Source organism: Geminisphaera colitermitum TAV2 (genome assembly GCF_000171235.2).
Classification (GTDB): domain Bacteria; phylum Verrucomicrobiota; class Verrucomicrobiia; order Opitutales; family Opitutaceae; genus Geminisphaera; species Geminisphaera colitermitum.
Genome location: NZ_ABEA03000120.1, coordinates 43,850 through 69,145, shown reverse-complemented (window position 1 = coordinate 69,145; position 25,296 = coordinate 43,850). Strand labels below are relative to the sequence as shown.

The following is a 25,296-nucleotide window of genomic DNA, read 5'->3' as shown; positions in this document are numbered from 1 at the left end:
AGACGACCCTCTCGGCTGGAGCCGAGGCCCGCCCCGGCGCACCGGGAAACCCGGACGGTAGCTTTGCCGTGTCAGCTAAAATCCCTCCTCCTACCACACCGTCTCTCCTCAGTTACAAACCAAGCGCCTACTACTTCCGCCGCCGCCTGCGCGGGACGGATGATCCTGCGCAACTGCGCAAGCTGGGGCTGGCCGTCGTGCTCGAACTTGAGCAACTGAAGGCTTGGGTGCGCGAACAGGGAATGATCCCGCCCAAGTGGAACGTGCTGCGTGAAGAGGCGGAGGAAAAGGGGTGGCCCGATCAAGGGTGAAGCTAAGATGCGGCGCGTTGCTCTCGTCCCTTCCCCTTGAGTGGCGTGCCATCTTTCGCGCTTGCGCCGTCCTTGATGCGCTTGCCGCCTTTAACCGGCACAATGTCACTGTCATGGTCTAGTAGGTCGTGATCCTGCGCAATCAGTTCAAGGGCACGAGCTTCCGTTCCATGTATGGATAATTTCAGTTCGCCAGCCTCAATCGTCCGCCGCAAGTAGTCCTCTATTGCGAAGCGAATAATATCGGAACTCTTCACGCCTGCGCGCTTTGCGATTATCTCAAGAATACGGCGCGTCGAGTCGTCTAGCCGAATGCCTGTAGTTGTTTGCTTTGCCATGCTGCACATTATGCCGCGTTAAGGATTAAGTTTCAATATAAATTAATTTATTGATGGTAAGCATGTTGAAACTTTTTTGAAAAATAACGTTGCACAATGCTGCACAATAAGCAGCAATCAGCACCACAGCAGCGCAAACGACCATCATGAAACCGCAAACGACCAAACCTCAGTATCGCGGCGAGTTGATCCCTGACCTCGCCCAAAAAACGGCCCCGGAAATTGCCGAGACCGTCAATGCACACCTTACGGTGTATTCACAAATGCGCGAAGTCGCGCGAAGGATCGCCGATTGCGGCTCCCTGACCGTCCCGCCTCGCTCCGTCAACATTGAGGCGGCAAAAAACTGGATGGCCGCGCTCGACACGCTCATGAGCGGCATGATTGACGCCCGCGAACGTGTCGAGGTGAAGCTTTACCTTCGCCGGATGCCCCCCGTCCCCTTCGTCATCCCCGGCAAGCCAAAGGCGAAGAAAGGAGCGGCCAGCAAATGACGCCGCCGGTCCTTGTCATTTCCCATTGTGCCGCCGCCCTTGCTGGTGTGGCGGCGGCACTCCTCACGCTTGGCGTGCTCTTACGCCGTCAGCATGAACGCGAGGCGCGCCGCCTCGGCACCATCCCGCTAGGCGCTAGGCAGGGAGGTGCGCGATGAGTAATACCGCCGCCGCCAGTTCTCCCTCCATTAACAACAACTATCTCGCTTCTCTCCACGCCAAGGTTGACGCTCTTACGGAGAGTTTAAACGCCGCGCTTTCACTCGCTCCAACCCTGCCAGACGATGCGATTGAGGCGAGGCAGGCCCGCGCCGCTGGTCATGCTCGCGGCTGGTTCACGGCGCGCGAGTTCGCCGCCATTATCGGCAGGCGTCACCAATTTGTAACCGACCGATGCAAGGCGCGTGTGATTCACACCCTGCCCGGAGGCTGTCCCTACCGCATCCCGCTTTCCGAGGAGGAGCGGTGGAATACGGACCCCAATATGAGGAAGGGGCGGCACTGGTAGCCGTCCGCCTCGCCTCTTCGTTCTTTCACATTTTCACCATTGAGCGGTAGCGCGAGTGCGCAGCGTGCGGGTAGCTTCTGTCCCTGAGTGCTGAATACAAAAACACACCATGAGACGACCCGTAGCGACGGATGAGAGTAAGGCCATAACAACGTTCGGAAACCTAGGAATCTTCGAGCGAGAAACAGTGGAATAGGGTAGTCCTGAGGCTGATAACCAGAGCAGGCGTGGCGTCCTGCCCGCACAATGGTGTTCCCACTTTCGGACGGCGGCATGGTGCGCGGGGAGACCCCGCGACAGAGCATCGGCTCGTATGAAACACCGCCGTCCGCACCCCTCACCCGTATCCGCCCCCTAAGACTGCACCACGACGGGGATCACGTAGCGGCGTTAGTAGCGCCGAAGCGGATACGGTTCCCACAAAAAAATGCCCCGCCGTCCTTTCGGATGACAGGGCGAACACAACCGCAAACGACCAAGTAAGCAATCATGTCCGCATATATTGAAAACAACCCGCTCGAAGTAGTCGAGCCTTCCGCACTGGAAGTCGTGGAGCGCGCCTCCACCGACATCCAAATTGCCACCGCCCGCAAATACCCGCGTCAACTGACGCAGGTTAAAAACAAGATGCTCAGCCTCGCGACGCTCGATCAGGAGACCGCCGCAAGCTGCTTCTACACGCTCCCGGCTCGCAAGGGCGGCGACAGCAAGCCGATCCAAGGCCCGTCCGCCCGCATGGCCGAAATTGCCCTCGCCAGCTACGGCCACATTCGCGCCGGAGCGCGTGTCATCGGCAACGATGGCAAGGTGCTCGTGGCACAAGGCGTCGTCCACGATCTCGAAAATAACGTGTGCATCTCCATCGAGACGCGCCGCCGCATCACGACGAAGACCGGCCAAAAGTTCTCCGACGACATGCAGGTCGTCGCGGGCAATGCCGCGTGCTCCATCGCACTGCGCAACGCGACCTTCAAGGTCGTGCCGTTCGCGCTGGTGAAGCCGATCTACGAGCAGGCAAAGAAACTCGCCATCGGCGACGCGAAGAGCCTCGTGCAGCGCCGTGCCGTGGCGATCGAGTATTTCGTGAAGATGGGCGTCCCAAAAGAGCGCATTTTCGCCGCCCTGTCCGTCAAGGGCATCGAAGACGTGACGCTTGAGCATCTCGAAATCCTCACCGGTTTCAAGACAGCCATCAGCGACGGCGATGTGTCCATTGACGAGGCTTTTCCCGATCCCAAGAAGATCGAACCGACCGCTGCCGGGGAAAAGCTCGCTGCCACGCTCGGCGGTGCCGCGCAGCAACAGCAACAACAGGCGGACACCCCGCCCCCCGCTGACGGGTCCGCGAATACCGAAACGCAGCCCGCCACGGAAGAGTCGCCTGCGCCCGCTGACGCCGAAAAAGACACTAGCGTTGACGCGCCGGAAGAGGGTCGCGACGAGATCGTCAGCGCCCTGCAAACCCTCATGCTCGACCACGGTGTCAGCGAGTCGAAGCTGTTCGACTACGCCAAGCGCGCGAAGCTCGTGCCAAACGACGTTCTCGACGTGTGGGAATTGACCACCGAAACCCTTGCCAAGCTCCGTTATGCTGTGCCGACGCTCGGCAAGAAAGGAGGGAAATAAGCCATGTGCGACTTCCATTCCATCGTTGTCCGTCGCGACGGTGCAAAGGCACACATTGCGGCAAACTCTCACTCCGGCGCGGTTGCCGCCGCCCTCTGGCGCGAAAATGACCAGATGGCTGACTTTCGCGGCGCATTTTTTGTCGAGGCCGAATGGGACTGCGAGGGCAGTATCCCCGGCCTTGGTCGCATCGCACGCGACCATACGAACGAGCGGCAGGCAAAGGTAATTGAGGAGCACTACACCAACCTTGCCAAACTGCTCGCCGATCCGAAGGAGCACGCGGAGCGAATGCTATTCGACGGCGGGTATTTCGCCGGCGAGGAATACGCGGACGTGCGCTGGCGCGTGCTCCATCATCCTGACACGCCGAAGCGCGTCATTGAAAAGCTTGTTAAAACCTCGCTTTACGCCGATGCGCAAAAGCCGATCCGCTCGCTTCATCCGGCCATCACGAAGATTGACGGTAGTTTTGCCGTGGCGGAAGGCGTGAAAATTGATGCGCCGAATTTGGCGGAAGTGTCCGGCTACGTGGACGTGGGTGCCAACGCCACCTTCACCGCCCCGGTGCTCGCGGAAGTGTCCGGCTACGTGGACGTGCGTGACAACGCCACCTTCACCGCCCCGGTGCTCGCGGAAGTGTCCGGCTACGTGGACGTGCGTGCCAACGCCACCTTCACCGCCCCGGTGCTCGCGGAAGTGTCCGGCTACGTGGACGTGCGTGCCAACGCCACCTTCACCGCCCCGGTGCTCGCGGAAGTGTCCGGCTACGTGGACGTGCGTGCCAACGCCACCTTCACCGCCCCGGTGCTCGCGGAAGTGTCCGGCTACGTGGACGTGCGTGACAACGCCACCTTCACCGCCCCGGTGCTCGCGAAGTCCGGCTCCGTGGTCGTGGGTGACAACGCCACCTTCACCGCCCCGGTGCTCGCGGAAGTGTCCGGCTACGTGGACGTGCGTGCCAACGCCACCTTCACCGCCCCGGTGCTCGCGGAAGTGTCCGGCTACGTGGACGTGGGTGCCAACGCCACCTTCACCGCCCCGGTGCTCGCGAAGTCCGGCTCCGTGGTCGTGCGTGCCAACGCCACCTTCACCGCCCCGGTGCTCGCGGAAGTGTCCGGCTACGTGGACGTGGGTGCCAACGCCACCTTCACCGCCCCGGTGCTCGCGAAGTCCGGCTACGTGGACGTGCGTGACAACGCCACCTTCACCGCCCCTCTTTTGAAAAAGGGAGGTCGTAAGTGAAGCGCCAATACGTCGTCATCAAGCCCGGCACAAACCATGTGCTGGGCGGTTTTTGGACGGCGGACTACGATTTTGCCTCGACGCAAGCCGCCCGTCTTGGCGGCGTAGTCACGCCCTTGTCGCGCTTGGAGCGCGTTTTCGGTAGCGACACCGTTTCCCGCCTGAATCTGAAGGAACGCGGCCCGGCGAAGGCCACGAAGAAAGGCGGTGCAAAATGATAAACGTCACTTCCCCACGCATGGGGCGGATCACGGACGAGTCCTCCGCTGATTATCACGCCACCGTTGCCATCTCTGCGTCAAAGCTTCGCCCATTCGCCCGCAAGCCGGGTGGTCCGCAGCTTTACTATCAGCGCTACATTGCAAAGACGCTAAGGGACGAGGACTCGGAGGCGAAGTCCTTTGGTCGTGCGCTCCATTGTCTGGCCCTTGAGGGACGCGAGGTGTTCGAGCGCGAGTTCGTCATTCAGCCCGAAGGCATCGACCGCCGCACCAAAGAGGGCAAGGCAGCTTACGCGGCATTCCTCGCGTCAGCAGACGGCAAGGAAACTCTCACCGCGCAAGCCCTCCGCGAGGTAGAGGCTATGGCCACGAACATCCATGCCCATCCCGTCGCCGCTCAACTTCTGGCGAGGGGCGAGCCGGAAATCTCGTGGCGCGTGCAGGCGACAGGTTTGCCGCATTGCCCGCCTCTTCAGGTCCGCACAGACTGGATCAACGAAGAGGGCTGCGAGTTGTCGCAAGGCCGTCCCTACATCCTCGACATCAAGACGTGTGCCACGCTTGAGGAGAGCGCTTTTGGCAACTGGCAGCGCGGCTTCGAGGAGCATGGCTACCATCGGCAGGCCGCGTTCTACATGGCTGTGCTTTCGTTGCTCGGCATTGAGGTGCGCGACTTCTTTTTCGTGCCTGCCGAGAAATGCGCGCCGGGCGGCGTGAAGGTCTGCCGTCTGTCGTATCGTGCGCTTGCGCAAGGTCAGGATGAGGTCTCGCGCCTCCTCCTCGACCTCGACAAGTGCTACGCGCGCAACTGGTGGCCGAACGCTTCGCTGGAGCTTGAGGAAATCGACCTTTCGCCGTGGTATTATTCGCGGGCGAAGGAACAGGTTGCGGAGGTGTGGTCATGAGCGGCCAACTCGCATCGCTTCTCGCGTCAATGGGCATCGCCACGCTCTCCACGATTGGCGGCGTGCTCATCGGCGACCACCTCGCAACCGTCCGGCAGCGTAAGGCAGAGCAAGAGAAGCAGCGTTTCTACAAACGCCTTCACAAGACCCTCACGCAGCAAGGAAGGAACTGACGCCATGCCACGTCACATCGAGAGCCGCCTTCAGGCCGCGTTCGTCGCTTGGTGGAACCTCGCTCACAGGGGGCTTGGCGTGCCTGACGCCCGGCTCCTTTTCGCGGTGCCGAATGGTGGCGCTCGCAACGCCGTCACCGGCTCCATTCTGAAGGGGGAAGGCGTTCGCGCCGGAATCCCCGACATCTGCCTTGCCGTCCCGAACATCACGCGCGGCGGCAAGGCACACGGCCTGTTTCTTGAGTTCAAGACGACTATCGGGCGCGTGCGGGAAGAGCAACAGCAGGTCATGTCCGCACTGCGCGGCCAAGGCTACGAGGCCGTTGTCGTCCGCACCTTCGATCAGGCGCAGCAGGCCGTCACACAATATCTGACGGGGCGCGAAATCGCCCTGTAGTGAAAAATAAATACGCAAACGACCAATGAAACTATACCGAATCACTTATCGGCTCAAGGACGACACGCCACTTGAGCAGGACCGGATCAGCGAAGCATGGGCTGTCGATGGCGCCGCCGCGCTTGGCGCGTTCCACAAGCGGAGCAGAAAGGGCTTTGGCATTGACGGCTACTCCGTTGCCGATCTCTGCGAGATCCACCCGGCAAACAAAACCGTGGTCTCGCGCCTCGCCTTCGACGCGCCGCTCAAAAATCCCGCTCCTCCCGCTCCTCCCGCTCCTCCCGCTGTGACCGCAGCGTTCCCCGGAATGCTTCAAAACGGAAAGCCCTTCTGAGCCATGAATGACAAAACGAATACAGAGCGTTTAAACGCGCCATATTACTTTGTTTTTCCAAACCTGCCCCGCGACGTGTGGTATGGAAGCCCCGACGCCCCTGACAGTGCATTGCTTGTTGGTTGTGTATGGAGCGAGGGTCCGGACAGTGCCACCAAACTTGCCGAGGCGCTGAATTGCCAAGCAACCAAGGACGTGTGTTGGCTCGACTGGAAGCGCCGTGCCGAAGCCGCCGAGGCACTGGTTGCGGAGTTGCGGGAGGCATTGGAGCCGTTTGCCAGAGAGGCTAATACATGGAGTGGCGAAGCGTCACCGAAAGCCTCTATTGTCATCGCTGAATATGGATTCAGCCCCGAAGAAGCAGAGTTCATTTTGGGCGACTTGATGAGGGCTGCCGATGTGTTTGCCAAGACGCCAGCCGAAATGGGCGCGGACTATGTAAATCTGCGCGATGAATGGGGCGCCATGGTGAACATAATCGACCGCCACGGAGCGTTTGGCGGCGAAGGTGCTATAGACGCGCTTAAGCGAATCTACGAGGAATGGGCTTCCCTCCGCGCCCATGTCGCCGCCTTGGCCGCCGCTGGTGATGCGCTGGCATCCGACCTCAAGTTTGTTTGTAATGTCATGCGTCATGAAGGGGCGATCGTGACAATCGGTAACGAGTCGTTGGCAGCATGGGATGCCGCCAAGAAAGGAGGCTTATGAAAACGAAACACAAGCCCTTTAGGATCAAGCGCGGGTTCTACAATTATCGCGGATACAACATTGTCGCATGTGGCCCGCGACGCTGGACTATCATGAATGACGACGACTCCGTTGCCGCCGAAACCAAGACGCTCCGTGCGATGCTGCGCAAGTGCGACAGGTGGGAGCGTGAGGCAATAGCGAAGCCCAAGTATGTTCGGCTTCGGCCCGGCCAGAAGCGCCGGCCCGGCTACCAATACCGCTACCGCGAGGGAAGCGGTAGGTGGACCCCGTGGCTCAATGGAGACTACGAGGGATGGACCATTTCCCCCGGCACTGGCTGCCAGTATCGCGCCCCTCGGCTCCAGTCTAACACACCAGCGGAGGCACGCACCAATGGATAACGAAACACAACAAAAGCCAGAGGCGTTGCCTCCCGCGAATGGTTGGCCGGGCCTGTTCCTCTATCTCGGCGAAGCGGTCTTCCGCTTTATGGGTTACGCTTTTTTCGTGTTGGCTGGTGGGGGCATCGTCGCAAAAGCCAACTTCTTCGGCGTCCTCGTAGTGCTGTGTCTTGGTCACATGAGCATTAGCATGGCAATGGTTATAGACCAGATGGAGCGCGAGAAAGATTCCGATTCGGACACCCCGAATGACGCGCCGACAGGTCGCGTCGAGTGAATGGTTCAGCGATTTTCAAAATGCCTGCCCAGATCGAATACATAACGATGGCCGATGATCCGGCCAAAAAACAAACCCTCGAAACGCAATGGGCGGAGGCTGTTTCGGCGCACACCGTGCATTGCCCCTGTGGCCGGCCCCGTGCGTTGGAACTGGCTTATCGCTGCCTATACTGCGGCGTCTGGTTTTGCGCCTCATGCGCCGAGGCCCACTTCGGCAAGACGATGCTCGAATGGAAAAACGAAAAGCGGGCGGAGCGGCGTCGCACCTTCGAGGCTCGGCGCGTGAGCGCTCCGCTGAACACCTCAGACCGTGCGGGCGAAGCCTCGCACGAGTCGCATGGTTAGACTTTTTGGATACAAAATTTATGAACGATACAATCCCACCCCTCGCCCAAAAACTCGTGGATTTCCTCCGGGGAATCGACACCAGATACGCTGCCCATGAGTATCTGCTCACACAATCCGGCGGCGTAGCTTTGAGTTCTAACCCAAAAGCCTCCAACCCGTAGGGTTTGGAGGGGTGAATTGTTACGCTTTTTTGAATGCCATGAAACCGAAATGCGAAAACGTGACGCCTCTCGATATGACGGATGATCCCGAGTATCAGGCTTGGGTCGAAAGCATGGCAAAACACTGCCGATGCCGGTTAGGAGACGTGCCGTGCGCTGGCGTGCTCGCAGGCGGACTTTGTGACGAAATCGACGACAGCGCAGACCAATGGGACTACGACGACAACAATCTATGAGGACACACATATGGAAAACACACACAAACTAGCACTTGGTTCGGCCGCTTGGCTCCGGGCTCAGGCGGACGAAAAAGACGAAATGCTCAATGCCGTCGGCGCGTTCGATGACGAGAGCGAGCGTGAGATCAAATGCGAAATTCTCGGTCTCCGAGATGCCGCCTCACGCATGGACCTGCTCGATGCGACGATCACCGCCTGCCACTCCGCAATGCTCGGGAAAGTGAATCCGAAAAATCCAGCATGGAAGATGATCTACGCCGTGCAGGACTCGCATCGGTGCAACGCGCCTGCCAGCGACGATCCGCACGCCGATGCCGTCTTTGCCCTGCACCGCCAGCGCCAAGGACTCGAAGAGCGTAACACCGAGGTGCGCGGCACGGAGTGACCGCGCCACCGTCTGGTTACGCAATTTTTTCCCAATACAAAAATGAAAAATACAAAAATAGACTGGATGGATGTGGAAGAACTAGCACGCGCCCTGCTGAATTTGAGCGAAGACGCCGATTCGTCAGAAATTGAAACCGCAATTTGCGAAAAGTTCGATGCGAGCTTCGAGCAATTCCACCAGATCGTTGAGGCGCTGGTGCCACTCACTCCCGTTGTACGGACAGCACTTAAAGGCACACTGGTGCGCGGTTTCATCAAAGATGACTGTTTCATCATCAAGGCCGAAGTCGAAGAGCGTAACACCTGATTCTGCCAACCGGCGTTCGTATATCAGAAAGGAAAACACTCATTGAGAATCCGCACCATCAAACCTGAGTTCTGGTCACACCCTGTCATGGTGCGCCAGTCTGACGCATCAAAACTTCTCGCTATCGGCCTGCTTAACTACGCAGACGACGAGGGCTATTTTTACGCCGATGCCCGCCTGATTCGCGCCGCTCTGCGACCACTCGACGAGGATTCGTCGAATGTTCGACGAGCACTCGACGACCTCTCGAAAATTGGGTTCGTCGAACTGCGCGAGCACTCGTCTCATGGACCGACTGGCCGCATCGTGAGTTTCGCTGAACATCAGCGCGTAGATCGCCCGTCAAAATCGAAAATAAAACCATTCTTTGACGGTGCCGCTCCCTCTGATTCGCCTCCTGAAAAAGAGGATTCGTCGAATGTTCGACGAGCACTCGACGAACGTTCGTCGCTGGAAAGGAAGGGAAAGGAACAGGGAAAGGAAGGGAATGGAGATAGAGCGTCGGCATCCGCCGCCGCGCCGATTGCCGAGACGCCCGGCAACGAACTGCCCTTGCCTCAATCCGAACCGCCGCCAGCCGCGCCAAAGCCTCGCCAGCGCGACCCGCTTTTCGACGCCCTTGCCGCCGTCGATGGCTCCGACCCGGCGCAACTCACGAAGCCCGCCGCCCGTGCCGTGGGCGTCGCCCTTGCCGACATCCGCCGCGTCGTCCCCGGCCTGACACCCGACGAAATCGCCCGCCGCGCCGCGAACTACCGCCTCCACATGCCCGACGTGACGCTCTCAGCCTCCGCCCTCGCCAAGTGGTGGGCGAAGTGTGCCAACCCGCCGCCACCGCCAACCCATCGGCCCGGAGGGAATCCGTTCCAAATGCCGCTTTCCGATCACAGCAAAGGCTTCTGATCGGCTCACCAACAAAACCGCAAACGACCAAACATGCAGACAACCGAAACCGATACGACAGACATCGAGGGCAACCCGTTCGGCGGGGGCTGGCCCGACGACTACGCACCGCCGCCGCCATCCGATGCGGCGCGCCACAGCGGGCCGACAGCGTTCGCCGAAATCCCGCTTGCTTCCGAAATGCAAGGCGCGCTGCTCTTGCGCGGCCTCGACGACTTCACCGGGCACCCGCACCCCTACGACGGCAAGTGCAAGGTGTGCGGCAAGCCCCTTAGCCAACTCTGGCGTCAGATCGACGCACGGCTTGCCCCCGGCTGGTTTGCCGTGAACTGCTGCGAGGCCTGCTACGAGGCCGCGAAGATCGACCAGGAGGCGGCACGCCGCAACCGCGAGCTTTGGGAGCGCATTTGCCCGACCGAGTTCCGGCCAGATTGGGACAACGCCAAAGGCAGCGCCACACTGTTTAAACGCGTTATGGATTGGGGCGCGCAATGGTGCCCCAGCGAAGGCCGTGCGCCAAAGCGCGGTCTGGTCATTCACGGCGACACTGACAGCGCCAAGACGCGCGTTTGCTGGCAGCTTTACCGCCGTCTCTGCGAAGAGGGCGTCGGCGTCATGCTGATCGAAGCCATCGACCTGCTCGATTCCATGCCGCAGGAGGCGTTCAGCGTGCCGGTCCTCATCATTGATGACTTGGGCAACGATGTGCCCGATTTTAAGAAGGAACAGCGCCTGCTGAAGCTGCTGCGCACTCGCGCCAACTGGCACCGGCACGTCGTCGTAACGACGCAGTATGTCGGCGCTGACCTCGTCTCCCGGTTCAAGCAGGAGGCTACGGGCGCAGCCATCGTTCGCCGCCTGCGCGATCCTCTCTGCGATTCGATCCACGCGCGCCGAGCCGATCAGGGCACCGTCACCACCGGCACAGACGGACGAAAGGAGTTTCGGATATGACCACGCCACCTGTCCAAACAGCATCCGGGAAGCTCGTTTACCTTTGCGCCTGCTGCATGTCCGACGCCGGAACATGGCCCGACTCCGAGATCGGCGGCATGGTCTGCACCGATTGCCACACAAAGACCAATTGGGCCAAGGCATGGCTTAAAGCGGCAGGCATTCGCGGCTGCGTGCGTGTCGAGAATGGAAGGAGAGGATCGCAGTGAGCGATCGTCTTCTCTCTCGCAAGGAACTCGCCGCCGCGCTCGGCAGGTCGCGTCATTACGTCCATCGGATGCAGCAGGCCGGTTTCGCGCCAGCCTTCGCAGGCCGGTTCACGCTGGCCGATGCGCGTGCCTGGCTCACTGCGCATCCCGATTTTCGGGCTACCGGAAAAAAAATAACGAAGCGACAGAAAGCGACGCGAAGCGACAAAAAGCAACACGCGCCCCTCCACTGCCCTGCCCCTCGTGAACTGCATCCGATCCGCCACGCTCACGATTACGTCGATTTCGATTACGATGCCGTGGAGGAAGCGGAGGGCGCTGCGCAACAACCGGACGGCGGCGAGAACTTCGCCAGCCTCGCGCATGGCCTCGGCGAGTTCTGCCACATGCTTACGATGCCAGACCTGTCAGCGGGCACCCCGCATCCGAAGCCGCCCGACGCGCGCACCGTTGGCCTGCGCACCATCGCGGCGCTATGGGTTCTCAAGCCTGACGCGCTCGACGGCATCTCCATGCACCAACTGTCGAAGCGCCTTGGCTGCACGGACACGATCCTTTCCCGCTACGCCTGCCAGTTTCGCGACCGCTTTGGCATCGCGGCACGAGGCGGACGCAGCGAGAAGACGCGAAGCCTGATGCGGAAGGTCCATCGCGCGAAGGCGAACGTGGAGGGGATCACGCCACCGTCTGATCCATCGCGTAACTGAAGAGGATGGATTTAGGATCGAATGCCAAACGTCGCGGCGCACGCGGCAAGTATTCTAATGGGGGATACGCCGGAAATCCGTCAAGCCTACAGTCGCAGCGCGCGGCAGTTAGTCGAAGGGCTAATGATTACGTATCGGGCGAACTGATACAGCCATCAGCGGGGTTCATACCACCCCCGGCAAGGAATCTTTTTGCCCGGCCCATTGTTGTTGTGGTTCCGCGGCAGCAACCGCCTCTCCTGTGTGTGACGTTCGCGCGCATGTTACACTCACGAGGTTGAAATCAGGCCGCAAAAAAGCCCGACCCCATGATGAGAGTCGGGCGTGAGTCTTGGTGGAGGTGTGATCAGGATTCTGTCAGTATCTTGGCCGCACCTTTCACGAATTTGCGGAGCCCCTTTCGGCCCTCTGCCTCGTAGCTTTGCACGAGGTTGTCGATGTAGAGGGCGGTGAACTTCCCTGGATTGCGGTTGCCGTTGAAGTAGCTGCGTAGTGTGCTGGGCGTGATGCCGATGTTTGGTCCGGCGTCGTCGGTTGAGGTCCATCCTTCGCGGTCGCAAAGGATTTTGAGTTTTTCGATGTTGGTCAACGTATCGGCGATTTTGGGCATGGAGCCCGTTGTGTCGATCTGATTCATGGCGTCAATTGTCATGTGTGATATGCGGCGACGAAGGTGCGCTTGGCAGAATCCCGAGAAGCCGAGCAGTCATTTTTAAAAGGTCGCCCTCGCAGGAGTTTGGAAAGCGATATGTGCCGTCCGTCTGCTTGTAAAAATGTGCGAACCGGTTTCGCAGTTCATCGGCGAGGCCGTGCTGTCCTATGACACGAAACCATCCACCATGCCCATCCTGCCACTGTGTGTCGCCATGGAAAGTTGGTGGTGTCGCGCTGACGATAATTGATTCACGCACGTCATTTTTCCCGAGTTCGGTTGGCTTATCGAAGAGTATCTCAAAAATCGTTGTGTCTCGGTCGATAGTATGGGGGCGGCGACTGCGAATGACCCCGGTATAGGTCGCGCCAAGCAGGTGTGTGCCTTGCACATGGTCGCCGGGCGAAGGAATTGCCTCTGCGCTCATTCCGCACCCCCTTCCAGCGCGTCAACGCCTTCGACCTTCATCGGCTTTTTCGACGCTGGCGAGATTGGCGGTCCGTATTGAACGAGCCACTGGCGCGTTGTGCGGACGGTGTATCCGCTTTCTTCGCACACACACTTGACGAGGCGTGTGCCCTGTTTCTTCACGCCCGACTGTTCCGGCGTGAGCGCGGCGTGCGGATACTTGCCAAGCTCACCCTCGATCAGAGCGTTTAAACGCGCTGTCAGCTTTGGCCCGGCGTAGGTTGCGGTCAGCTTTCCCTCAAGGCCGATGGCGCGCGCGATGCGGCCAAAATCGGAGCCGTGGCCGGTGCAATCCGTGCAGGCGTGGCAAAGCTCGTGTGCGAGCGCGGCCAGCGCCTCAATGGAGTCCTCCAAGACCGGAGAAATGAAAATTTGAAAAGCACCATCCTTGCTCGCTTCGCGCTTCCAGCATGAGCCAATGGCCGATTTGCCGCCGCGCTTTGGAAAGCCAACGGAGAGGCGGACAGGCGGAATGTCAGAACCGGCAGCGCGGAAGTCTTCGCGCAGCAATTCAGCCGCGCGCATCAAGTATGCTTCGCGGTCTTTGGGGTCAGCGGACGGCGAAGCCGTGCCAGTGGCTCCCCTTCGCTTTGATGTTATGGTAATTTTGCCCATGATGTTTTTGGTCGTTTGCGGTTTTTGTTGTGACGAGCGGCTTGCGCTCACTCGTCGAAAGTGATGCCGAGCGGCGCGAGATGGTTACGCACCCATTGGACGGCGTCTCCATCGGTAATGACGCGGAGATCGGAGCTTGGCAGGTAGATGTCTCCCCCATCTTCGGCTTCGGCGCACATGCCATAGCTAGACCCATTTACCTGCATGTAGTGGTGGTCTTGCTCCCAACAGGAGAAAATCAGGCGGCGAAACATCGACGGGTGGGCAACGCAAAATGCCAGCCGGTCAATCTCGACCGGTTCGCCCGCGCGCTTGGCGAGGATGGTTTGCATTGTATCTGCGCCGCCGCAGTTGCCGTGAAAAACCATCGTTAGTTCGACGCTGAAGGCGGACGATTCCAGTGCGTCGATCAATGCGACAATTAGCGCGCCGCGCGACATGATTGCCTCGGCGTCAATTCCTCCGGAGGCGGTGCCGTTAACTACCATACGGATAATTCGACCAGTGCTATCGTCCTCAATGGTTTGAGTTGAAAACATGCTCTCAACTTCCCCGGCGAGGTATGCACCAACGTCCGGCATGTGGCCTTGGACGCCATGAGTGAGTATTTTCCGGCGAGCGCGTGAGCCGATCACGCTGGCGAAGTGCGCGCGCGTCTTTTCTACGGAATCACGCCCATCCCCCCATCCGTTGCGGGCGAGGTCCATTGCGGCACCAAATGACGACGTGCCAAACCACTTGGTATCCTTTGTGCTGCGAGACGAGAGGCGATTGTTCCAAGAGCTGGTTTGCTCCGCGTAAGTGAGGAAGTCGGAAAAATTGTCAAAGTGCGTTGTCATGATTCAGCGGATTTGAGCTTTAACTTTCGCGACCGTGGCGGCGTCCATTCCCTTCCAGACCGTGAGCGTTTCGGCGGTGGCGGCATCCATGCCTTGCGCGAGGAGGCGCGCACCGTAGATGCTGGCGCGAGGCGAGACGACGGCCCGAACCTTCATGGACTCGACCGCGCGGCGGATGGCTTGCACGCGGCGCGTCCATTCGAGATTTCCGGCGATGCGCGTTTCTAATTCCTCGTCATATTTCCATCCGAGAAAAACGAAGCGATCCAGCGAGGCGGTGTCCAACTGATTGCGGCCAACATATTGCCGATCCGCACCCTGCCCGTAGGTGTTGGCGGCGGCAATCGCAACGCACGTCTCATGCAGGCGGACGATTTTGCCGTCTGGAAACTCGCAGATGCCGTTCGCAAGCGCAGCGTTGAAGCGAAGCAGGGCGCGCGCATCGCTGGCGTCGATTTCATCCCAAAGGAAAACGCCGCCCTCTTCTGTCCATTTGCGGAATGGCGTGGAGTGATACTTGCCGCCCGCGTCAACGAATCCGGTCAACTGCCATTCTGTCGCGACCGCTCCGGTGAAGTGAAACGGCAGCTTGAGCGCACCCGCGACCTGTTCGGCGGCAGTTGTTTTGCCACTACCAGCAGGCCCGGCGAGGTATGCGTTGCAGCCAGCGGCGATGATGGTGAGGAGGTCGGCAAACTGCTTGTGCGGATTCTCGACCTTCACGGTCGGCTTATCGGCGGACTTGATCTCGACGGTGAAGGTTCCGCCTGACTTGCGAGCGGCTAGGTCAGCGGCGGCTTTGGCAAGGCTTTCGGCGTTGGCGGCTGACTTTTGGATGAGGCCAATGGCCCCGCTGACGTGCTCCATTGCTTTCGTGAGGAATCCCAATGCTTCGATTTCCTTCGTCACGTGGCGGCGAACGTCGTCAGCATCAGTGGTGAAAGTGATGTTTGCGTTTCCCTCGTCAAAATAGGCATCAATGAGAGCAAAGATTTGGTTCTTGCTCATTGGTGTGGAGAGGTGGTTTTTGGTGGATTGCATCGTTGGTCGTTTGCGTGAAATTGGTCTCGTCAGTGCTGGAACTACCATCAGACGCCCTGACAGTTGATCCGCTCGATCTGCCCCGGATGTCCTCCGCCAAAGCAGTCCTGCCCGAATCTCATGGCGGTCGCCAGCTCGCCGCCAGTCAGCAAGCCGTGCCCGGATGGTGGCGTGTCAACGACGACGATTTCGCCGAAGCTTCCTTCCTCTATTCGCCCTTCGATTGAGAGCGGAAATCTCATGGCCATGAGCGCGTCAATTCCTTGCTGGCGAGAGCCAAAGGTTGCGACGCGGCCAAAGATGTTGGCCTTGTAGAATCCGCTGCGAGGCGGCTCCTGATACAGAGTAATAGACAGTTTCATTGGCTGATGGTCGTTTGCGGTTTTTTGCTTTGGCGGAATGCCTCTGCTGAATTTCACAATGTATCATTTTGACACTTTGTGAAGGAAAAATTTCTTCCCTCGGAATGAGGTGCTGATGCTCAATAACTTAAAGTATCATTTTGATACCTTGAGCCGTTTAAACGCATCCGTTTTTTCTTCAATGAAGCAGAAAAAGCAGGCCTGCTGCGCTCCGCAAACGACCAAACATGCACATATCACCATCCCCCCTCCCGTCCCCTCATCCGCTCGACAGGCTGGACACCCTCCGCCCGTCTGGTGTCAGCACGCTGTCAGCACTATTCCGGCAGCATCCAGACTTGCCGCGCGTTGCTCTCTCGATCCGTCAGCCGTGGTCTTTCCTCATTGTGCATGGTTTCAAGGACGTTGAAAACCGAACCCGGCGCACGAACTACCGCGGCCCTGTCCTGATTCACTCTGGGCTGAACCCTTACCCGATTCACATTGAGGACGAGGAGTTTATTGGCTCTGCCCTTGGCAGGCCATACCCTCAAGACTTGAGCGAAGAACACGCGCCGCTAGGCGGCATCGTTGGCGTTGCTGAAATTGTCGATTGCGTGACCTCGCACCCGTCGCCGTGGTTTGATGGACCGTTCGGCTATGTGTTGCGGAATGCGAGGCCGTTGCCCTTCGTTCCGCTGAAAGGCAAATTGGGCATCTTCAGAGTGGAGGCGGAAAAATGATTTCGTTCCCGTTTTTCCAAAAAAAACGCAAGACGCTTGGCGAAATTCTCCCCCTGTTTATCAAGAGCCGCAATGACCTGGACTTGCGCGGGATGACGCTCGTCAATTACGATGTTTTCTCGAAGCGGATACAGAAAGAGATGGCAGAGGCAGATCGTGAAGCCGACAGCTTTACCCGCGATGACGTTCGCGAAATTGCCGAGAAAAAGAGCCGCCGCTTCGCAGAGGAGTTGCTTACGTTGCTTCGATGGGCAAGGTCAGAGAGGCTGATTAAGCTGGATGTTGATGCTGAGTGGGGGAAGCCCGTATTGCCTCGTCTGCCGCGTGACAAAGGAGATAGAGTTTGCTTCTTCAAACCTCACGAAGCACACGCCTTCTATCTCGCCACCTCGGAGGCATACCGCCCGGCGTTCGCCCTTGCCCTCTTCGCTGGCATCCGGCCCTACGAAGTTTGCCGGATGCGATGGGATTACATCCATGTGAAGGAACGCTACATCATGCTTCCTCCTGATGTGGCGAAAACTGGATACAAGCGCATCATCGAAGGCGTGCCGACAATCCTTTGGGCGCAACTGGCGCTCTATCAGCGCGACAGCGGCGAAATCATTCCGCGTTTGTCCAAAGGCAAGGCTCCCGAATCGCTTAATGTCCCTCGCTGGATTCACGAGCGACGCGAGGCGGCAATGCGGGCAAGCGTAACACTTGGTCATGACATTCTTCGCCACACCTTCGCCACATACTTCGTTGCGCTGCGTGGCGACCCCGGCCCAGCTGTAAAGGTAATGGGGCATTGCTCGCTGAGGCTGCTCGCGAAGCATTACGATGGCGTGGCAACACGCGCGGAGGCGGAGGCGTTTTTCTCGCCGCCACGCCGTCTGGCACTTCCCTGCGGCTCGTAGCAGTGGAAATCGCGCATCGGGTGAACCTTTAACTGGAGATCACCCAATATGGCACGAGCAACAATCCGCCCAAAAAACAACCGCAATGACCGTCGCGCACGCGCGGCCCGAACCTTCGCGCGAGGCACGCGCCGCAACACCGCACGGGCAAACCGCGCATCTCGCGGCTGATCTTTCGCAGCCGGGTAGAGTAACGGTAACTTGCCACGCTCATAACGTGGAGATGAGGGTTCGACTCCCTCCCCTGCTCCCACTTTCGCCGCCATGCTTACGCGCATCGTCAAGCAGGCGGCGGCGCTGTCCGACCAAGCAGCCGTAGGGTTCTCGACCGGGAAAGACAGCATCGTCGCGCTCGACCTCTGTTGCCGTCACTTCAAAAAGGTGACGGCCTTCTTCATGTATGTCGTTCCGGGGCTGTCCTTCCAGGATGCCTACCTGCGGCAGGCGGAGCGGCGCTACGGCATCGAAATTATCCGGCTTCCGCATTGGAGCCTGAGCACGGCGTTTCAGGTCAACTACTACAGGCCCGGCTCCGATCTGTCCGCCAAGACGCCCGACCTCACGATTGTTGACGTGGAGGCGTATTTGCGGGCGAAGACTGGCGCGACGTGGTTTGCCTACGGTCAGAAGAAGAACGATTCGCTTGAACGGCGCGGGATGATTTCGGCTTGTGGTGGCGTTGATGTGAAGAGCCGCCGTTTGTATCCGGTGGGTGACTACTCCGACCGCCAGATTTTCGCTTACATGAAGCATCGCAGGTTGCCGGTGCCAGTCGATTACCAGCTTTTCGGTCACAGTTTCGGTCTGCTTGAACCGCTGGAATTGCGGCAGGTGCGGGAGCACTTCCCGGCAGACTTTGCGAAGATCGTGAAGGTGTTTCCCGAAATCGAAGCGGCCATCGCCAGACAGGATTTTTATGGGCAAGGTTAAGATCACTCCCAAGCGCACCGCGTTGCAAAAGTTCCTGCCCGAAGAGATCGAGCGGGGGCAGATCACGAACGCACCCTACAACCCGCGCCGGATCACGGCGGAGGCCCGCCGCCGCCTGAAGGCGAAGATTGAGGACGTGGGGTTGGTCAATGCGTTCGTCTGGAACCGGCGAACTGGCAATCTGGTCGGCGGACACCAGCGGCTTTCGATTCTCGATGAATTGGAGGGGCGCAGCGATTACCGCCTTACCGTCGCCGCCGTGGACGTGGACGAGCGAACGGAGAAAGAGCTTAACGTTTTCCTCAATAACGCATCGTCAATGGGCGAATGGGATTTGCAGGCGCTCGGCAAGCTCATGGAGGAGTTCAGGCCGGAGGAGTTGCCGGAGTTCGGCTTCGAGGCGGGAGAACTGGATTTCCTGACGGATGCAAAAGGTGGCGAGGGTGAGCCGGAGCCCGGCGGTGAAGGTGGCGATCCGACGCCAAAGGAAACGCAGGATGGCACGCAGGTTGTTGTCGTGTTCCGCGACGCCGGGGAGACGGATGCCTTTTTGCGTTTCGTCGGCGCGTCATTGGATTCCCGATACGTTGATGGCCTGAAACACTTCGAGCGGCGCGGCTTTGGCGGCGGAAAGGAGAGCGTTTAAACATGGCGAAGGCGGCAAAATCCAAGGTGACAAAACACCAGACTTTCACGGCGCGCACGATCAGCCGGGCGTTGATCCAGAATGCGCCCTACAATCCGCGCATCATTGGAGACGACGCCCGGAAACGGCTGAAGAAGAAGCTGAAGAAAACCGGCCTCGTGGAGCCGCTGATTTGGAACGAAACGACCGGCAATCTGGTCGGCGGGCACCAGCGTTTGTCTGTGCTGGATGAGATCGAAGGCCGGTCCGATTACGAGTTGACCGTCGCCGCCGTCCGGTTGCCGGAGGCGAAGGAAAAGAGCCTGAACGTGTTCCTCAACAACCCGGCGGCAATGGGCGAATGGGACGAGGAGCGGCTTGCCGAGATCGTGAAGGAATTTGGCGACGCGCCGGATGGGTTGGGTTTCGACGCAGCAGACTTCGACGTGATTTTTGAGAACGGCGAGCTTGGCGGTCTGTTTGACGACAAGAACGAAGGCGGAGCGGCTGACATCGAGGCCATCAAGAAGATGAAGGACGCGCGAAAGGAGCACGTCGAGAAGAGCGATGCGACGGAGGGGGGCGACCATTACGCCGTGCTCGTGTTCCCGTCGAAGGCCGTCCGGGACGCCTTTCTCCGGTGGTGCGGCATGGAGCCAGGACAACGGTTTTTTGAGGGCGCGGCCATGACGGCGGCGCTCGGGAAGGTGATGCGCGATGGCTAGCTTGAATAAAGAACTAGCCGAGGCCGCCCGCAAGGGGCTTCAGGTCGAGGTCGGCAACGTGCTCAAAAAGCTGAAGTCGGGCAAGACGCTGACAGCGGCGGAGCGTGCGCTGATCCAGTCCGTTGCCAACGGCGAAGACGTTGCCGCCGCCGACTCGAAGGCGTGGGCGAAGTCGAAGGTCGAGCTTGCGAACGCGCTCGGCGTGACGCGCCAGACAATCGACCGGTGGGGAAAGCTGAAGCGCAACGGCCCGCCGCATCCGGCCTCGAATGGCCGTTGGAGCATTCCCGATTGGAAGCGTTGGATGAAGGAAACCGGGCGCGGCGGAGGCGTTGACGGTGACTCGCTGGAGGACGAGTTACCGCGTTTAAACGCGAAGCGAATCCTGCTCATCAACGAACGGCTGGAGATCGACAATGCGGAGCGGCGCGGGGAACTGATTTCACGCGAGGATGTGGTTCGCGAGGCGGCGGAGATTGCCACGCGCCTGCGCAGCGACCTTTACGGGCAGGCGGCGTCCATCTGCGAAGAGGTCATGAAAATGACCGACACGGACAAGGCCGTGAAGGTCTATAACGAGGCGGTTGACCGGATTCTGTTGCGGCTGTCAAAGGGGCTGAAGGTTACGCGCCAGAGGAAGCGCTTCGCGGACATCGAAGAGTGCGACGAAGAGACGGAGGCGCGCAATGGGTCTGCTGGCTGAAGTCTTCGCCGAGTGCCTGAAGCCGATTGACCGCTCACCGCCTCACGAGTGGGCGGAGGCGCATGTCAACGTGGACAAGAACTCGCCGTTTCCGGGTCCGTGGCGGCTGGCAAATTCTCCGTTCGTCGGGGAGTTGATGGAGGTCTTTACGGACAACTCGGTTCGTAACATCGCCGCCATGACATCGGCGCAGTCGTCAAAGACGCTGACGATCATGATCCTTCTGGAATGGGCGATTGCGAATGACCCCGGCCCGGCGATGTGGGTTCAGGCGGCGGCGGACGAGGCGGCAACGTTCGTCAGCGAGCGGCTGTTGCCCATGTTCGAGGACTGCGAGCCGGTCGCCCGGTTGCTCCTGAGCGGCGAAGGCGGCGAGAAGTCGCGGCACAAGGTCAAGCTGTCGCAGATCGGGTTTAAGACGATGACGGTTTACGTCACCGGCTCCAACTCGTCATCGAAGCTGAAGTCGAAGCCCATCCGCTGGCTGTTTCTGGACGAGGTGACGGAGTATCCCAAGGGGGCGCTGGAAAGCGTGACGAAGCGCATCCGGTCGTTCTGGAACTCACGTCGCGTCACTATTTCGACGCCAAAAAAGGAAAAGGATGCGATGCACGTTTCCTTTCTCGAAGGCGATCAGCGCGAGTGGCATTTTGCCTGCCCCTGTTGCTCACATGAACAGCCCCTGAAGATAGCGCAGCTTCGCGCATGTCGTCGCGCAGGCGGAAAGGAGGAGGTTTGCGACTGGCGAGACGTGCCGGGGGCGGTCTCCGGTGGTATCTGGAATTTCGATACGCTGGCAGAGGCCATTCGTTACGAGTGCGCCGCGTGCGGCCACCTGATGGCGGACGAGCCGAAGACACGCCAGCACATCGCGAGCGTCGGGCGCTGGATTCCGATGAATCCGAAGGCATCGAAGAAAAACGTCTCGTTCCACTGGAACGCCATGCTGCCGCCTATCGTGAAGTGGCGGGAAATCGTGGAAGAGAAGATCATGGCGGACCGCGCCCTGAAGCTCGGAGACGTTGAGCCACTGATGGAGTTTATCAATCAGACGCTCGGCGAGCCGTGGGAAGATCGGTTGCGCGAGATTGACGATTACGATTTCCTTGAAGATCGGATGATTGATTACGTCCTGCCTGAGAAGGGCGAGGATGGCACATATCAGATCACATGGGACGACTTTACCCCGGATTCCCTGTTCCTCGCGCTCGACGTGCAGGAGGCACCGCATTATCATTACCGTTTCGTGTGCCGGGCGTTTGCCAAAGACCGGCGCTCAAGTCGGCTGGTGGCGTTTGGCAAGGTTGGAGCAGAGGCGGAGGCAGAGGCGTTGCGCGTCGCGCTTGGTGTGCCAACGAAGAACACGGTCATCGACTCAGCGCACGACTCCGCGCGGGTTTACAAAGCGTGCCTGAAATACAAATGGAAGGCGTTCCGTGGAGACGACCGCGAGGCGTTTTCATCTGTGGTCGAAGTCGATGGAGAGAAGAAAACCGTGCGCCGCGTGTGGGCGCTTTCCCATGCCGACCCCGCCATTGGCACGCAACTCCAAGGCAAGGTGAGGCCCATCAAGCTCTACCTTTGGAGCAACCCCGGCGTGAAGGACATGCTTGGGCTCGCCATGACCGGCGTTGAACAGGATTGGCAAATCCCCTCTGAGGTGGGGCGGGAATACTTGCAGCAGATCACGGCGGAAAAGCGTGAGGAGCAGGTTGATGCTCGCGGTCGGGAAAAGTTCGTATGGGTGCGGAAGCGCCGCGCCAATCACTACTTTGACTGCGAGTGCATGATTATGGTCTCGGCAGTCATCGCCAAGAAGATCGGTCGCATTGAGGAGGAGGCGGGGGGCGAGCCGGAGGAAGCCGCTCCATCGGGTGGAAAAGCCGCCTAGGTTAGCATGGCAGGCGTTTCCGGCATCTATTACGGTTTGGATGAAGCAACGCTCCTCACGATGAGGAGCGACGTTCTCGCGCAGCTTGACGCGGCGAGGAAGGGCAAGCGTTTCCAGAGCGTGAGCGGCGGCGGAAAGGCGTTCTCCAAGGACAACATGACAATGGCGGAGTTGCGCGACGACCTGACCGAAATCAACGCCGCCCTTCAGCGGCTTAACCCTCAAGTTTACGGGAAGCGATCAAGGGTGATCGTCGCCGACTTTTCCCGCGCTCACATCACATGAGAAACGACGCCGGATTCATCGCCAAAGCCCGCGCGACCATTGCCCGCGCCATTTCACCCGATGCGTTTAAACGCGCTGAAAAGCAGGCGCAACGGGCCCGCATCACGCCGAGCGATTACAACCGGGCGGTGGCGGCGGCATACCATTTTTACGAAGCGATCCAGCGCACGACAGACCGCACGCCAATCCCCTACCATGTCGGGGATACGAAGGATTCGATGTCGTCGTGGACGCGGCTGGAGTTCATGTCAATGGCACGCAATCTCTACGTGAACGACGGCCTCACGGGCGGCGCGATTGACGAGATGGCGCGCTACACGGTCGGCACGGGAATCAAGCCGCATTCGCAGGCGGAAACGGCATGGGCGGACCGTGCGGAGGACTATTGGGAGGACTGGTGCAATCGCGCGGACTTCGCCGGGACAAACCACTTCGACCATCTTCAGCTTCTCTGGAACATCGGCGAGGTGCGCGATGGCGACATCGGCATCGTCCTGACTGACGACGGTGCGGGCGATCCCCGCGTGCAGACGATTCGCGGGCATCGCATCGGCAACTTCGGCAAGGATGCCGCTGGTCTGCAAGATGGCGTCCGCGTTGACGCTTTTGACCGTCCGGTGGCCTATCGCATCAGCACGCGCGATGGCGGCTTTCGGGAGATTCCGGCGCGTTCGTTCATCCTGTATCACGAGCCGACCGAAACCGACGAATTGCGCAGCATCACCAAGCTACACCGGGCGATCAATCACGCGCGCGACAAGAAGGATACTCTCGGCTTCGAGAAGAAGACAATCAAGGCCCTTGCGTCATGGCGGGCTGTCCTGAAGGCGCGCAATGGCTCCGTCGATCCGGGGCAATGGGAGGACGAAGACATTGAGGCGCACGAGCCAACCCGGCTGACGCGCGAGCAGATCGAGGACGGGGCGACGATTCCGGTTATTCACCCCGACGAGAGTCTTGACGTGCTCGAATACGACCGCCCCTCCCCTGCCTTCGTCGGTTTCCTTGAGTTTCTGATTCGGGAAATCGCCTTCGGGCTCGGCGTCCCTTACGAGTTTCTGTGGAACCCGGAAAAGATCGGCGGCGCTCCCATGCGGTTTGTCATGGAAAAGGCACAACGCCGGTTCACGGAGCGCCAGATGAATTTCATCCGCCGCGTGATGCGCCGGATTTGGGGTTACGTGATCGGCAACGCCATCGCTCGCGGCAAGCTGCCGGACAATCCCGAGGCGTTCCGCGTGAAGTGGCAGGTTCCGGCGAAGCTCTCCGTTGATGCCGGGCGAAACTCCTCAGAGGACCGCGAAGACGTGAAATACGGCCTCATGTCCGAGGCGGAGCACTACGGGATGCGCGGCGAGGACTACCGAGTAAATCGCGACCAGATCGAGCGTGAGGTTGATGACCTTTTGGAGCGGGCGCAGCGCATTTCCAAAAAGCGCGGTGTGTCGCTGGAGACGGCTCTGTCGCTCCTCAAGCAGAGCACGCCGAATGACAGCCCTTCCAGCGCAAACACCGGGAAAACCGGCGAAAAACAGGAGACCAAAAAATGAAATTCCAACACGTTTACCATGCGGTGCATTTCGAGCCCTGGCTGATTGTGCCATCGGCACACGCCACCATTGCCGACTTGCTCGAAAGCCGCCTCGCCATGACGGCGGAAGAGTGGCAGGCGGCGCGTCCGGCGAAGGGATTTTTCGGTGACGCCCTGCCGCAAATGATCGTTGCGGGCGGCATCGCTGAGATTCCGGTTTTCGGCCCTATCGGCAAGGGACTCGGCAGTTTTGAAAAGTCCTGCGGGGCGACCAGCACGGAAGACGTTGCAAACGACATTACCGAGGCGCTGGGACGCCGGGACGTGAGCGGCATTTTGCTCAACATCAACTCGCCGGGCGGAACAACCACCGGAGTGCCTGAGCTTGCGTCCGCCATTGCGCGCGCGGCGGAAAACAAGCCGGTTGTCGCCTTCACGGACAGCCTCATGGCATCCGCCGCTTACTGGCTCGGCTCGCAGGCAGACATGATCGTCGCAAGCAAATCGGCCAGCGTCGGCAGCGTCGGCGTCTATATCCCCTTTTTGGATAGTTCGCGCCGTGCGGAAATGATGGGGCTGAAGGTTGATGTGGTCAAAAACAAGGAAGGAACGCTCAAGGGCATGGGGATTCCCGGCACGTCGCTGACGGAGGCGCAGCGCGAACATCTTCAGCAGCGAGCCGACGAGATTTTCAGCATGTTCAAAGGCGACATCAAGAGCCGCCGTCCGGGCGTGAAAGACGAGGCGTTGCGCGGGCAGACGTTGCTTGCGGCAGGCTCACGTGAAACCGGCCTGATTGACGACATCGGCGACATCCAGCACGCCCGCGCGAGCCTCGCCGCGCTCATCAACATGCGGGGCTGAGTGGAAA

General features: G+C 59.7%; 39 protein-coding genes and 1 tRNA gene. 33 read left to right on the top strand and 7 right to left on the bottom strand.

The genetic code is table 11. From position 1 onward, the window contains the following. The first annotated feature begins 68 nt into the window (after positions 1 to 68). Positions 69 to 311 (top strand): hypothetical protein, encoded by a 243-nt coding sequence (locus OBACDRAFT_RS28320; RefSeq protein ID WP_157837094.1) that lies wholly within the window; start codon positions 69 to 71, stop codon positions 309 to 311. 2 nt (positions 312 to 313) lie between these two features. On the opposite strand, the gene OBACDRAFT_RS28945 is transcribed toward OBACDRAFT_RS28320, so the two are convergent. Continuing rightward, on the bottom strand, positions 314 to 649 hold the full coding sequence (locus OBACDRAFT_RS28945; protein ID WP_198529911.1) for a ribbon-helix-helix domain-containing protein: 336 nt from the start codon (positions 647 to 649) through the stop codon (positions 314 to 316). A 146-nt stretch (positions 650 to 795) separates the two neighbouring features. On the opposite strand from OBACDRAFT_RS28945, the gene OBACDRAFT_RS14485 reads away from it, so the two are divergent. The 21 genes from OBACDRAFT_RS14485 to OBACDRAFT_RS14395 all read left to right on the top strand — a co-directional run bounded on the left by OBACDRAFT_RS14485 (position 796) and on the right by OBACDRAFT_RS14395 (position 12,137). Further along, positions 796 to 1,143, top strand: coding sequence for a hypothetical protein (locus OBACDRAFT_RS14485; protein WP_043586728.1), 348 nt, complete (start codon positions 796 to 798; stop codon positions 1,141 to 1,143). Then, positions 1,140 to 1,301 carry a hypothetical protein gene (locus OBACDRAFT_RS28315; protein WP_157837093.1) on the top strand — a complete coding sequence of 54 codons (162 nt, stop codon included), beginning with the start codon at positions 1,140 to 1,142 and terminating at the stop codon, positions 1,299 to 1,301. Before OBACDRAFT_RS14485 ends, OBACDRAFT_RS28315 begins: the two co-directional genes overlap by 4 nt. Then, a complete protein-coding gene (locus OBACDRAFT_RS14480) occupies positions 1,298 to 1,651 on the top strand; it encodes a hypothetical protein (protein ID WP_043586726.1) in 354 nt (117 codons plus the stop codon). The genes OBACDRAFT_RS28315 and OBACDRAFT_RS14480 overlap by 4 nt, the downstream gene beginning before the upstream one ends. Before the next feature lie 489 nt (positions 1,652 to 2,140). Next, on the top strand, positions 2,141 to 3,277 hold the full coding sequence (locus OBACDRAFT_RS14475) for a hypothetical protein (RefSeq protein ID WP_052362049.1): 1,137 nt from the start codon (positions 2,141 to 2,143) through the stop codon (positions 3,275 to 3,277). 3 nt (positions 3,278 to 3,280) lie between these two features. Next, on the top strand, positions 3,281 to 4,522 hold the full coding sequence (locus OBACDRAFT_RS14470; protein WP_043586723.1) for a hypothetical protein: 1,242 nt from the start codon (positions 3,281 to 3,283) through the stop codon (positions 4,520 to 4,522). Continuing rightward, complete coding sequence (locus OBACDRAFT_RS14465) at positions 4,519 to 4,740, top strand: hypothetical protein (RefSeq protein ID WP_043586719.1); 222 nt, start codon at positions 4,519 to 4,521, stop codon at positions 4,738 to 4,740. Before OBACDRAFT_RS14470 ends, OBACDRAFT_RS14465 begins: the two co-directional genes overlap by 4 nt. 20 nt (positions 4,741 to 4,760) lie before the next feature. Further along, positions 4,761 to 5,648 carry a PD-(D/E)XK nuclease-like domain-containing protein gene (locus OBACDRAFT_RS14460; protein WP_043586718.1) on the top strand — a complete coding sequence of 296 codons (888 nt, stop codon included), beginning with the start codon at positions 4,761 to 4,763 and terminating at the stop codon, positions 5,646 to 5,648. After that, positions 5,645 to 5,821 carry a hypothetical protein gene (locus OBACDRAFT_RS28310; protein WP_157837092.1) on the top strand — a complete coding sequence of 59 codons (177 nt, stop codon included), beginning with the start codon at positions 5,645 to 5,647 and terminating at the stop codon, positions 5,819 to 5,821. Before OBACDRAFT_RS14460 ends, OBACDRAFT_RS28310 begins: the two co-directional genes overlap by 4 nt. A 4-nt stretch (positions 5,822 to 5,825) precedes the next feature. Beyond that, a complete protein-coding gene (locus OBACDRAFT_RS14455; protein WP_043586715.1) occupies positions 5,826 to 6,218 on the top strand; it encodes a VRR-NUC domain-containing protein in 393 nt (130 codons plus the stop codon). Between the two features lie 25 nt (positions 6,219 to 6,243). Then, positions 6,244 to 6,552 (top strand): hypothetical protein, encoded by a 309-nt coding sequence (locus tag OBACDRAFT_RS14450; protein ID WP_043586714.1) that lies wholly within the window; start codon positions 6,244 to 6,246, stop codon positions 6,550 to 6,552. 3 nt (positions 6,553 to 6,555) lie between these two features. Next, entirely contained in the window at positions 6,556 to 7,260 is a 705-nt protein-coding gene (locus OBACDRAFT_RS14445; protein WP_043586712.1) for a hypothetical protein, read from the top strand. 92 nt (positions 7,261 to 7,352) lie between these two features. Beyond that, positions 7,353 to 7,643: a hypothetical protein gene (locus OBACDRAFT_RS14440; RefSeq protein ID WP_043586710.1), complete on the top strand. Its 291-nt coding sequence runs from the start codon at positions 7,353 to 7,355 to the stop codon at positions 7,641 to 7,643. After that, positions 7,636 to 7,920, top strand: coding sequence for a hypothetical protein (locus OBACDRAFT_RS14435; protein ID WP_043586709.1), 285 nt, complete (start codon positions 7,636 to 7,638; stop codon positions 7,918 to 7,920). Before OBACDRAFT_RS14440 ends, OBACDRAFT_RS14435 begins: the two co-directional genes overlap by 8 nt. A 20-nt stretch (positions 7,921 to 7,940) precedes the next feature. Beyond that, positions 7,941 to 8,267: a hypothetical protein gene (locus OBACDRAFT_RS14430; RefSeq protein ID WP_043586708.1), complete on the top strand. Its 327-nt coding sequence runs from the start codon at positions 7,941 to 7,943 to the stop codon at positions 8,265 to 8,267. Positions 8,268 to 8,469: 202 nt separating this feature from the next. Continuing rightward, positions 8,470 to 8,667: a hypothetical protein gene (locus OBACDRAFT_RS14425; protein ID WP_043586707.1), complete on the top strand. Its 198-nt coding sequence runs from the start codon at positions 8,470 to 8,472 to the stop codon at positions 8,665 to 8,667. 10 nt (positions 8,668 to 8,677) lie between these two features. Next, positions 8,678 to 9,055 carry a hypothetical protein gene (locus OBACDRAFT_RS14420; protein ID WP_043586705.1) on the top strand — a complete coding sequence of 126 codons (378 nt, stop codon included), beginning with the start codon at positions 8,678 to 8,680 and terminating at the stop codon, positions 9,053 to 9,055. Between the two features lie 42 nt (positions 9,056 to 9,097). Next, on the top strand, positions 9,098 to 9,364 hold the full coding sequence (locus OBACDRAFT_RS14415; RefSeq protein ID WP_043586704.1) for a hypothetical protein: 267 nt from the start codon (positions 9,098 to 9,100) through the stop codon (positions 9,362 to 9,364). An 87-nt stretch (positions 9,365 to 9,451) separates the two neighbouring features. Then, positions 9,452 to 10,267: a helix-turn-helix domain-containing protein gene (locus OBACDRAFT_RS25480; protein WP_052362048.1), complete on the top strand. Its 816-nt coding sequence runs from the start codon at positions 9,452 to 9,454 to the stop codon at positions 10,265 to 10,267. Between the two features lie 33 nt (positions 10,268 to 10,300). Next, positions 10,301 to 11,221 carry a P-loop NTPase family protein gene (locus OBACDRAFT_RS14405; RefSeq protein ID WP_043586701.1) on the top strand — a complete coding sequence of 307 codons (921 nt, stop codon included), beginning with the start codon at positions 10,301 to 10,303 and terminating at the stop codon, positions 11,219 to 11,221. Continuing rightward, positions 11,218 to 11,430: a hypothetical protein gene (locus tag OBACDRAFT_RS28305; protein ID WP_157837091.1), complete on the top strand. Its 213-nt coding sequence runs from the start codon at positions 11,218 to 11,220 to the stop codon at positions 11,428 to 11,430. The genes OBACDRAFT_RS14405 and OBACDRAFT_RS28305 overlap by 4 nt, the downstream gene beginning before the upstream one ends. Next, the gene (locus OBACDRAFT_RS14395) at positions 11,427 to 12,137 is read left to right on the top strand and encodes a helix-turn-helix transcriptional regulator (protein WP_157837090.1); all 711 of its coding nucleotides are present in this window, start codon (positions 11,427 to 11,429) and stop codon (positions 12,135 to 12,137) included. Before OBACDRAFT_RS28305 ends, OBACDRAFT_RS14395 begins: the two co-directional genes overlap by 4 nt. A 346-nt stretch (positions 12,138 to 12,483) precedes the next feature. Here OBACDRAFT_RS14395 and OBACDRAFT_RS14390 read toward each other — a convergent pair whose 3' ends face one another. From OBACDRAFT_RS14390 to OBACDRAFT_RS14370, 6 genes are all read right to left on the bottom strand, one after another. After that, entirely contained in the window at positions 12,484 to 12,774 is a 291-nt protein-coding gene (locus OBACDRAFT_RS14390) for a helix-turn-helix domain-containing protein (protein ID WP_157837089.1), read from the bottom strand. Between the two features lie 4 nt (positions 12,775 to 12,778). After that, positions 12,779 to 13,180: a hypothetical protein gene (locus OBACDRAFT_RS28940; RefSeq protein ID WP_198529910.1), complete on the bottom strand. Its 402-nt coding sequence runs from the start codon at positions 13,178 to 13,180 to the stop codon at positions 12,779 to 12,781. Positions 13,181 to 13,212: 32 nt separating this feature from the next. Further along, positions 13,213 to 13,872, bottom strand: a complete 660-nt coding sequence (locus OBACDRAFT_RS14385) for a SprT family zinc-dependent metalloprotease (RefSeq protein ID WP_157837088.1) — start codon at positions 13,870 to 13,872, stop codon at positions 13,213 to 13,215. A 47-nt stretch (positions 13,873 to 13,919) separates the two neighbouring features. After that, positions 13,920 to 14,711, bottom strand: coding sequence for a DUF7192 family protein (locus tag OBACDRAFT_RS14380; RefSeq protein ID WP_043586693.1), 792 nt, complete (start codon positions 14,709 to 14,711; stop codon positions 13,920 to 13,922). A 3-nt stretch (positions 14,712 to 14,714) separates the two neighbouring features. Beyond that, positions 14,715 to 15,719 carry an AAA family ATPase gene (locus OBACDRAFT_RS25475; protein ID WP_198529909.1) on the bottom strand — a complete coding sequence of 335 codons (1,005 nt, stop codon included), beginning with the start codon at positions 15,717 to 15,719 and terminating at the stop codon, positions 14,715 to 14,717. Between the two features lie 80 nt (positions 15,720 to 15,799). After that, a complete protein-coding gene (locus tag OBACDRAFT_RS14370) occupies positions 15,800 to 16,114 on the bottom strand; it encodes a hypothetical protein (protein ID WP_043586692.1) in 315 nt (104 codons plus the stop codon). A 227-nt stretch (positions 16,115 to 16,341) separates the two neighbouring features. Here OBACDRAFT_RS14370 and OBACDRAFT_RS14365 point away from each other — a divergent pair, with 227 nt between their 5' ends. The 11 genes from OBACDRAFT_RS14365 to OBACDRAFT_RS25460 all read left to right on the top strand — a co-directional run bounded on the left by OBACDRAFT_RS14365 (position 16,342) and on the right by OBACDRAFT_RS25460 (position 25,289). Next, positions 16,342 to 16,836 (top strand): ASCH domain-containing protein, encoded by a 495-nt coding sequence (locus OBACDRAFT_RS14365; protein WP_081722068.1) that lies wholly within the window; start codon positions 16,342 to 16,344, stop codon positions 16,834 to 16,836. Then, on the top strand, positions 16,833 to 17,735 hold the full coding sequence (locus OBACDRAFT_RS14360) for a site-specific integrase (RefSeq protein WP_043586685.1): 903 nt from the start codon (positions 16,833 to 16,835) through the stop codon (positions 17,733 to 17,735). The genes OBACDRAFT_RS14365 and OBACDRAFT_RS14360 overlap by 4 nt, the downstream gene beginning before the upstream one ends. Before the next feature lie 179 nt (positions 17,736 to 17,914). Further along, positions 17,915 to 17,988: transfer RNA gene (locus tag OBACDRAFT_RS14355), tRNA-Met, on the top strand. Positions 17,989 to 17,999: 11 nt separating this feature from the next. Beyond that, the gene (locus OBACDRAFT_RS14350; protein ID WP_043586684.1) at positions 18,000 to 18,665 is read left to right on the top strand and encodes a phosphoadenosine phosphosulfate reductase domain-containing protein; all 666 of its coding nucleotides are present in this window, start codon (positions 18,000 to 18,002) and stop codon (positions 18,663 to 18,665) included. Then, positions 18,652 to 19,311 carry a ParB N-terminal domain-containing protein gene (locus tag OBACDRAFT_RS25470; protein WP_052362042.1) on the top strand — a complete coding sequence of 220 codons (660 nt, stop codon included), beginning with the start codon at positions 18,652 to 18,654 and terminating at the stop codon, positions 19,309 to 19,311. Before OBACDRAFT_RS14350 ends, OBACDRAFT_RS25470 begins: the two co-directional genes overlap by 14 nt. A gap of 2 nt (positions 19,312 to 19,313) precedes the next feature. After that, complete coding sequence (locus tag OBACDRAFT_RS25465; RefSeq protein WP_052362040.1) at positions 19,314 to 20,015, top strand: ParB N-terminal domain-containing protein; 702 nt, start codon at positions 19,314 to 19,316, stop codon at positions 20,013 to 20,015. A gap of 1 nt (position 20,016) precedes the next feature. Then, a complete protein-coding gene (locus OBACDRAFT_RS14335; protein WP_157837087.1) occupies positions 20,017 to 20,718 on the top strand; it encodes a hypothetical protein in 702 nt (233 codons plus the stop codon). Next, complete coding sequence (locus OBACDRAFT_RS14330) at positions 20,702 to 22,609, top strand: terminase gpA endonuclease subunit (protein ID WP_043586682.1); 1,908 nt, start codon at positions 20,702 to 20,704, stop codon at positions 22,607 to 22,609. The genes OBACDRAFT_RS14335 and OBACDRAFT_RS14330 overlap by 17 nt, the downstream gene beginning before the upstream one ends. 6 nt (positions 22,610 to 22,615) lie before the next feature. After that, positions 22,616 to 22,894 (top strand): hypothetical protein, encoded by a 279-nt coding sequence (locus OBACDRAFT_RS14325; RefSeq protein ID WP_043586681.1) that lies wholly within the window; start codon positions 22,616 to 22,618, stop codon positions 22,892 to 22,894. Then, complete coding sequence (locus OBACDRAFT_RS14320; RefSeq protein WP_043586679.1) at positions 22,891 to 24,444, top strand: phage portal protein; 1,554 nt, start codon at positions 22,891 to 22,893, stop codon at positions 24,442 to 24,444. Before OBACDRAFT_RS14325 ends, OBACDRAFT_RS14320 begins: the two co-directional genes overlap by 4 nt. Next, positions 24,441 to 25,289: a S49 family peptidase gene (locus tag OBACDRAFT_RS25460; protein WP_052362038.1), complete on the top strand. Its 849-nt coding sequence runs from the start codon at positions 24,441 to 24,443 to the stop codon at positions 25,287 to 25,289. Before OBACDRAFT_RS14320 ends, OBACDRAFT_RS25460 begins: the two co-directional genes overlap by 4 nt. Positions 25,290 to 25,296: the final 7 nt, after the last annotated feature.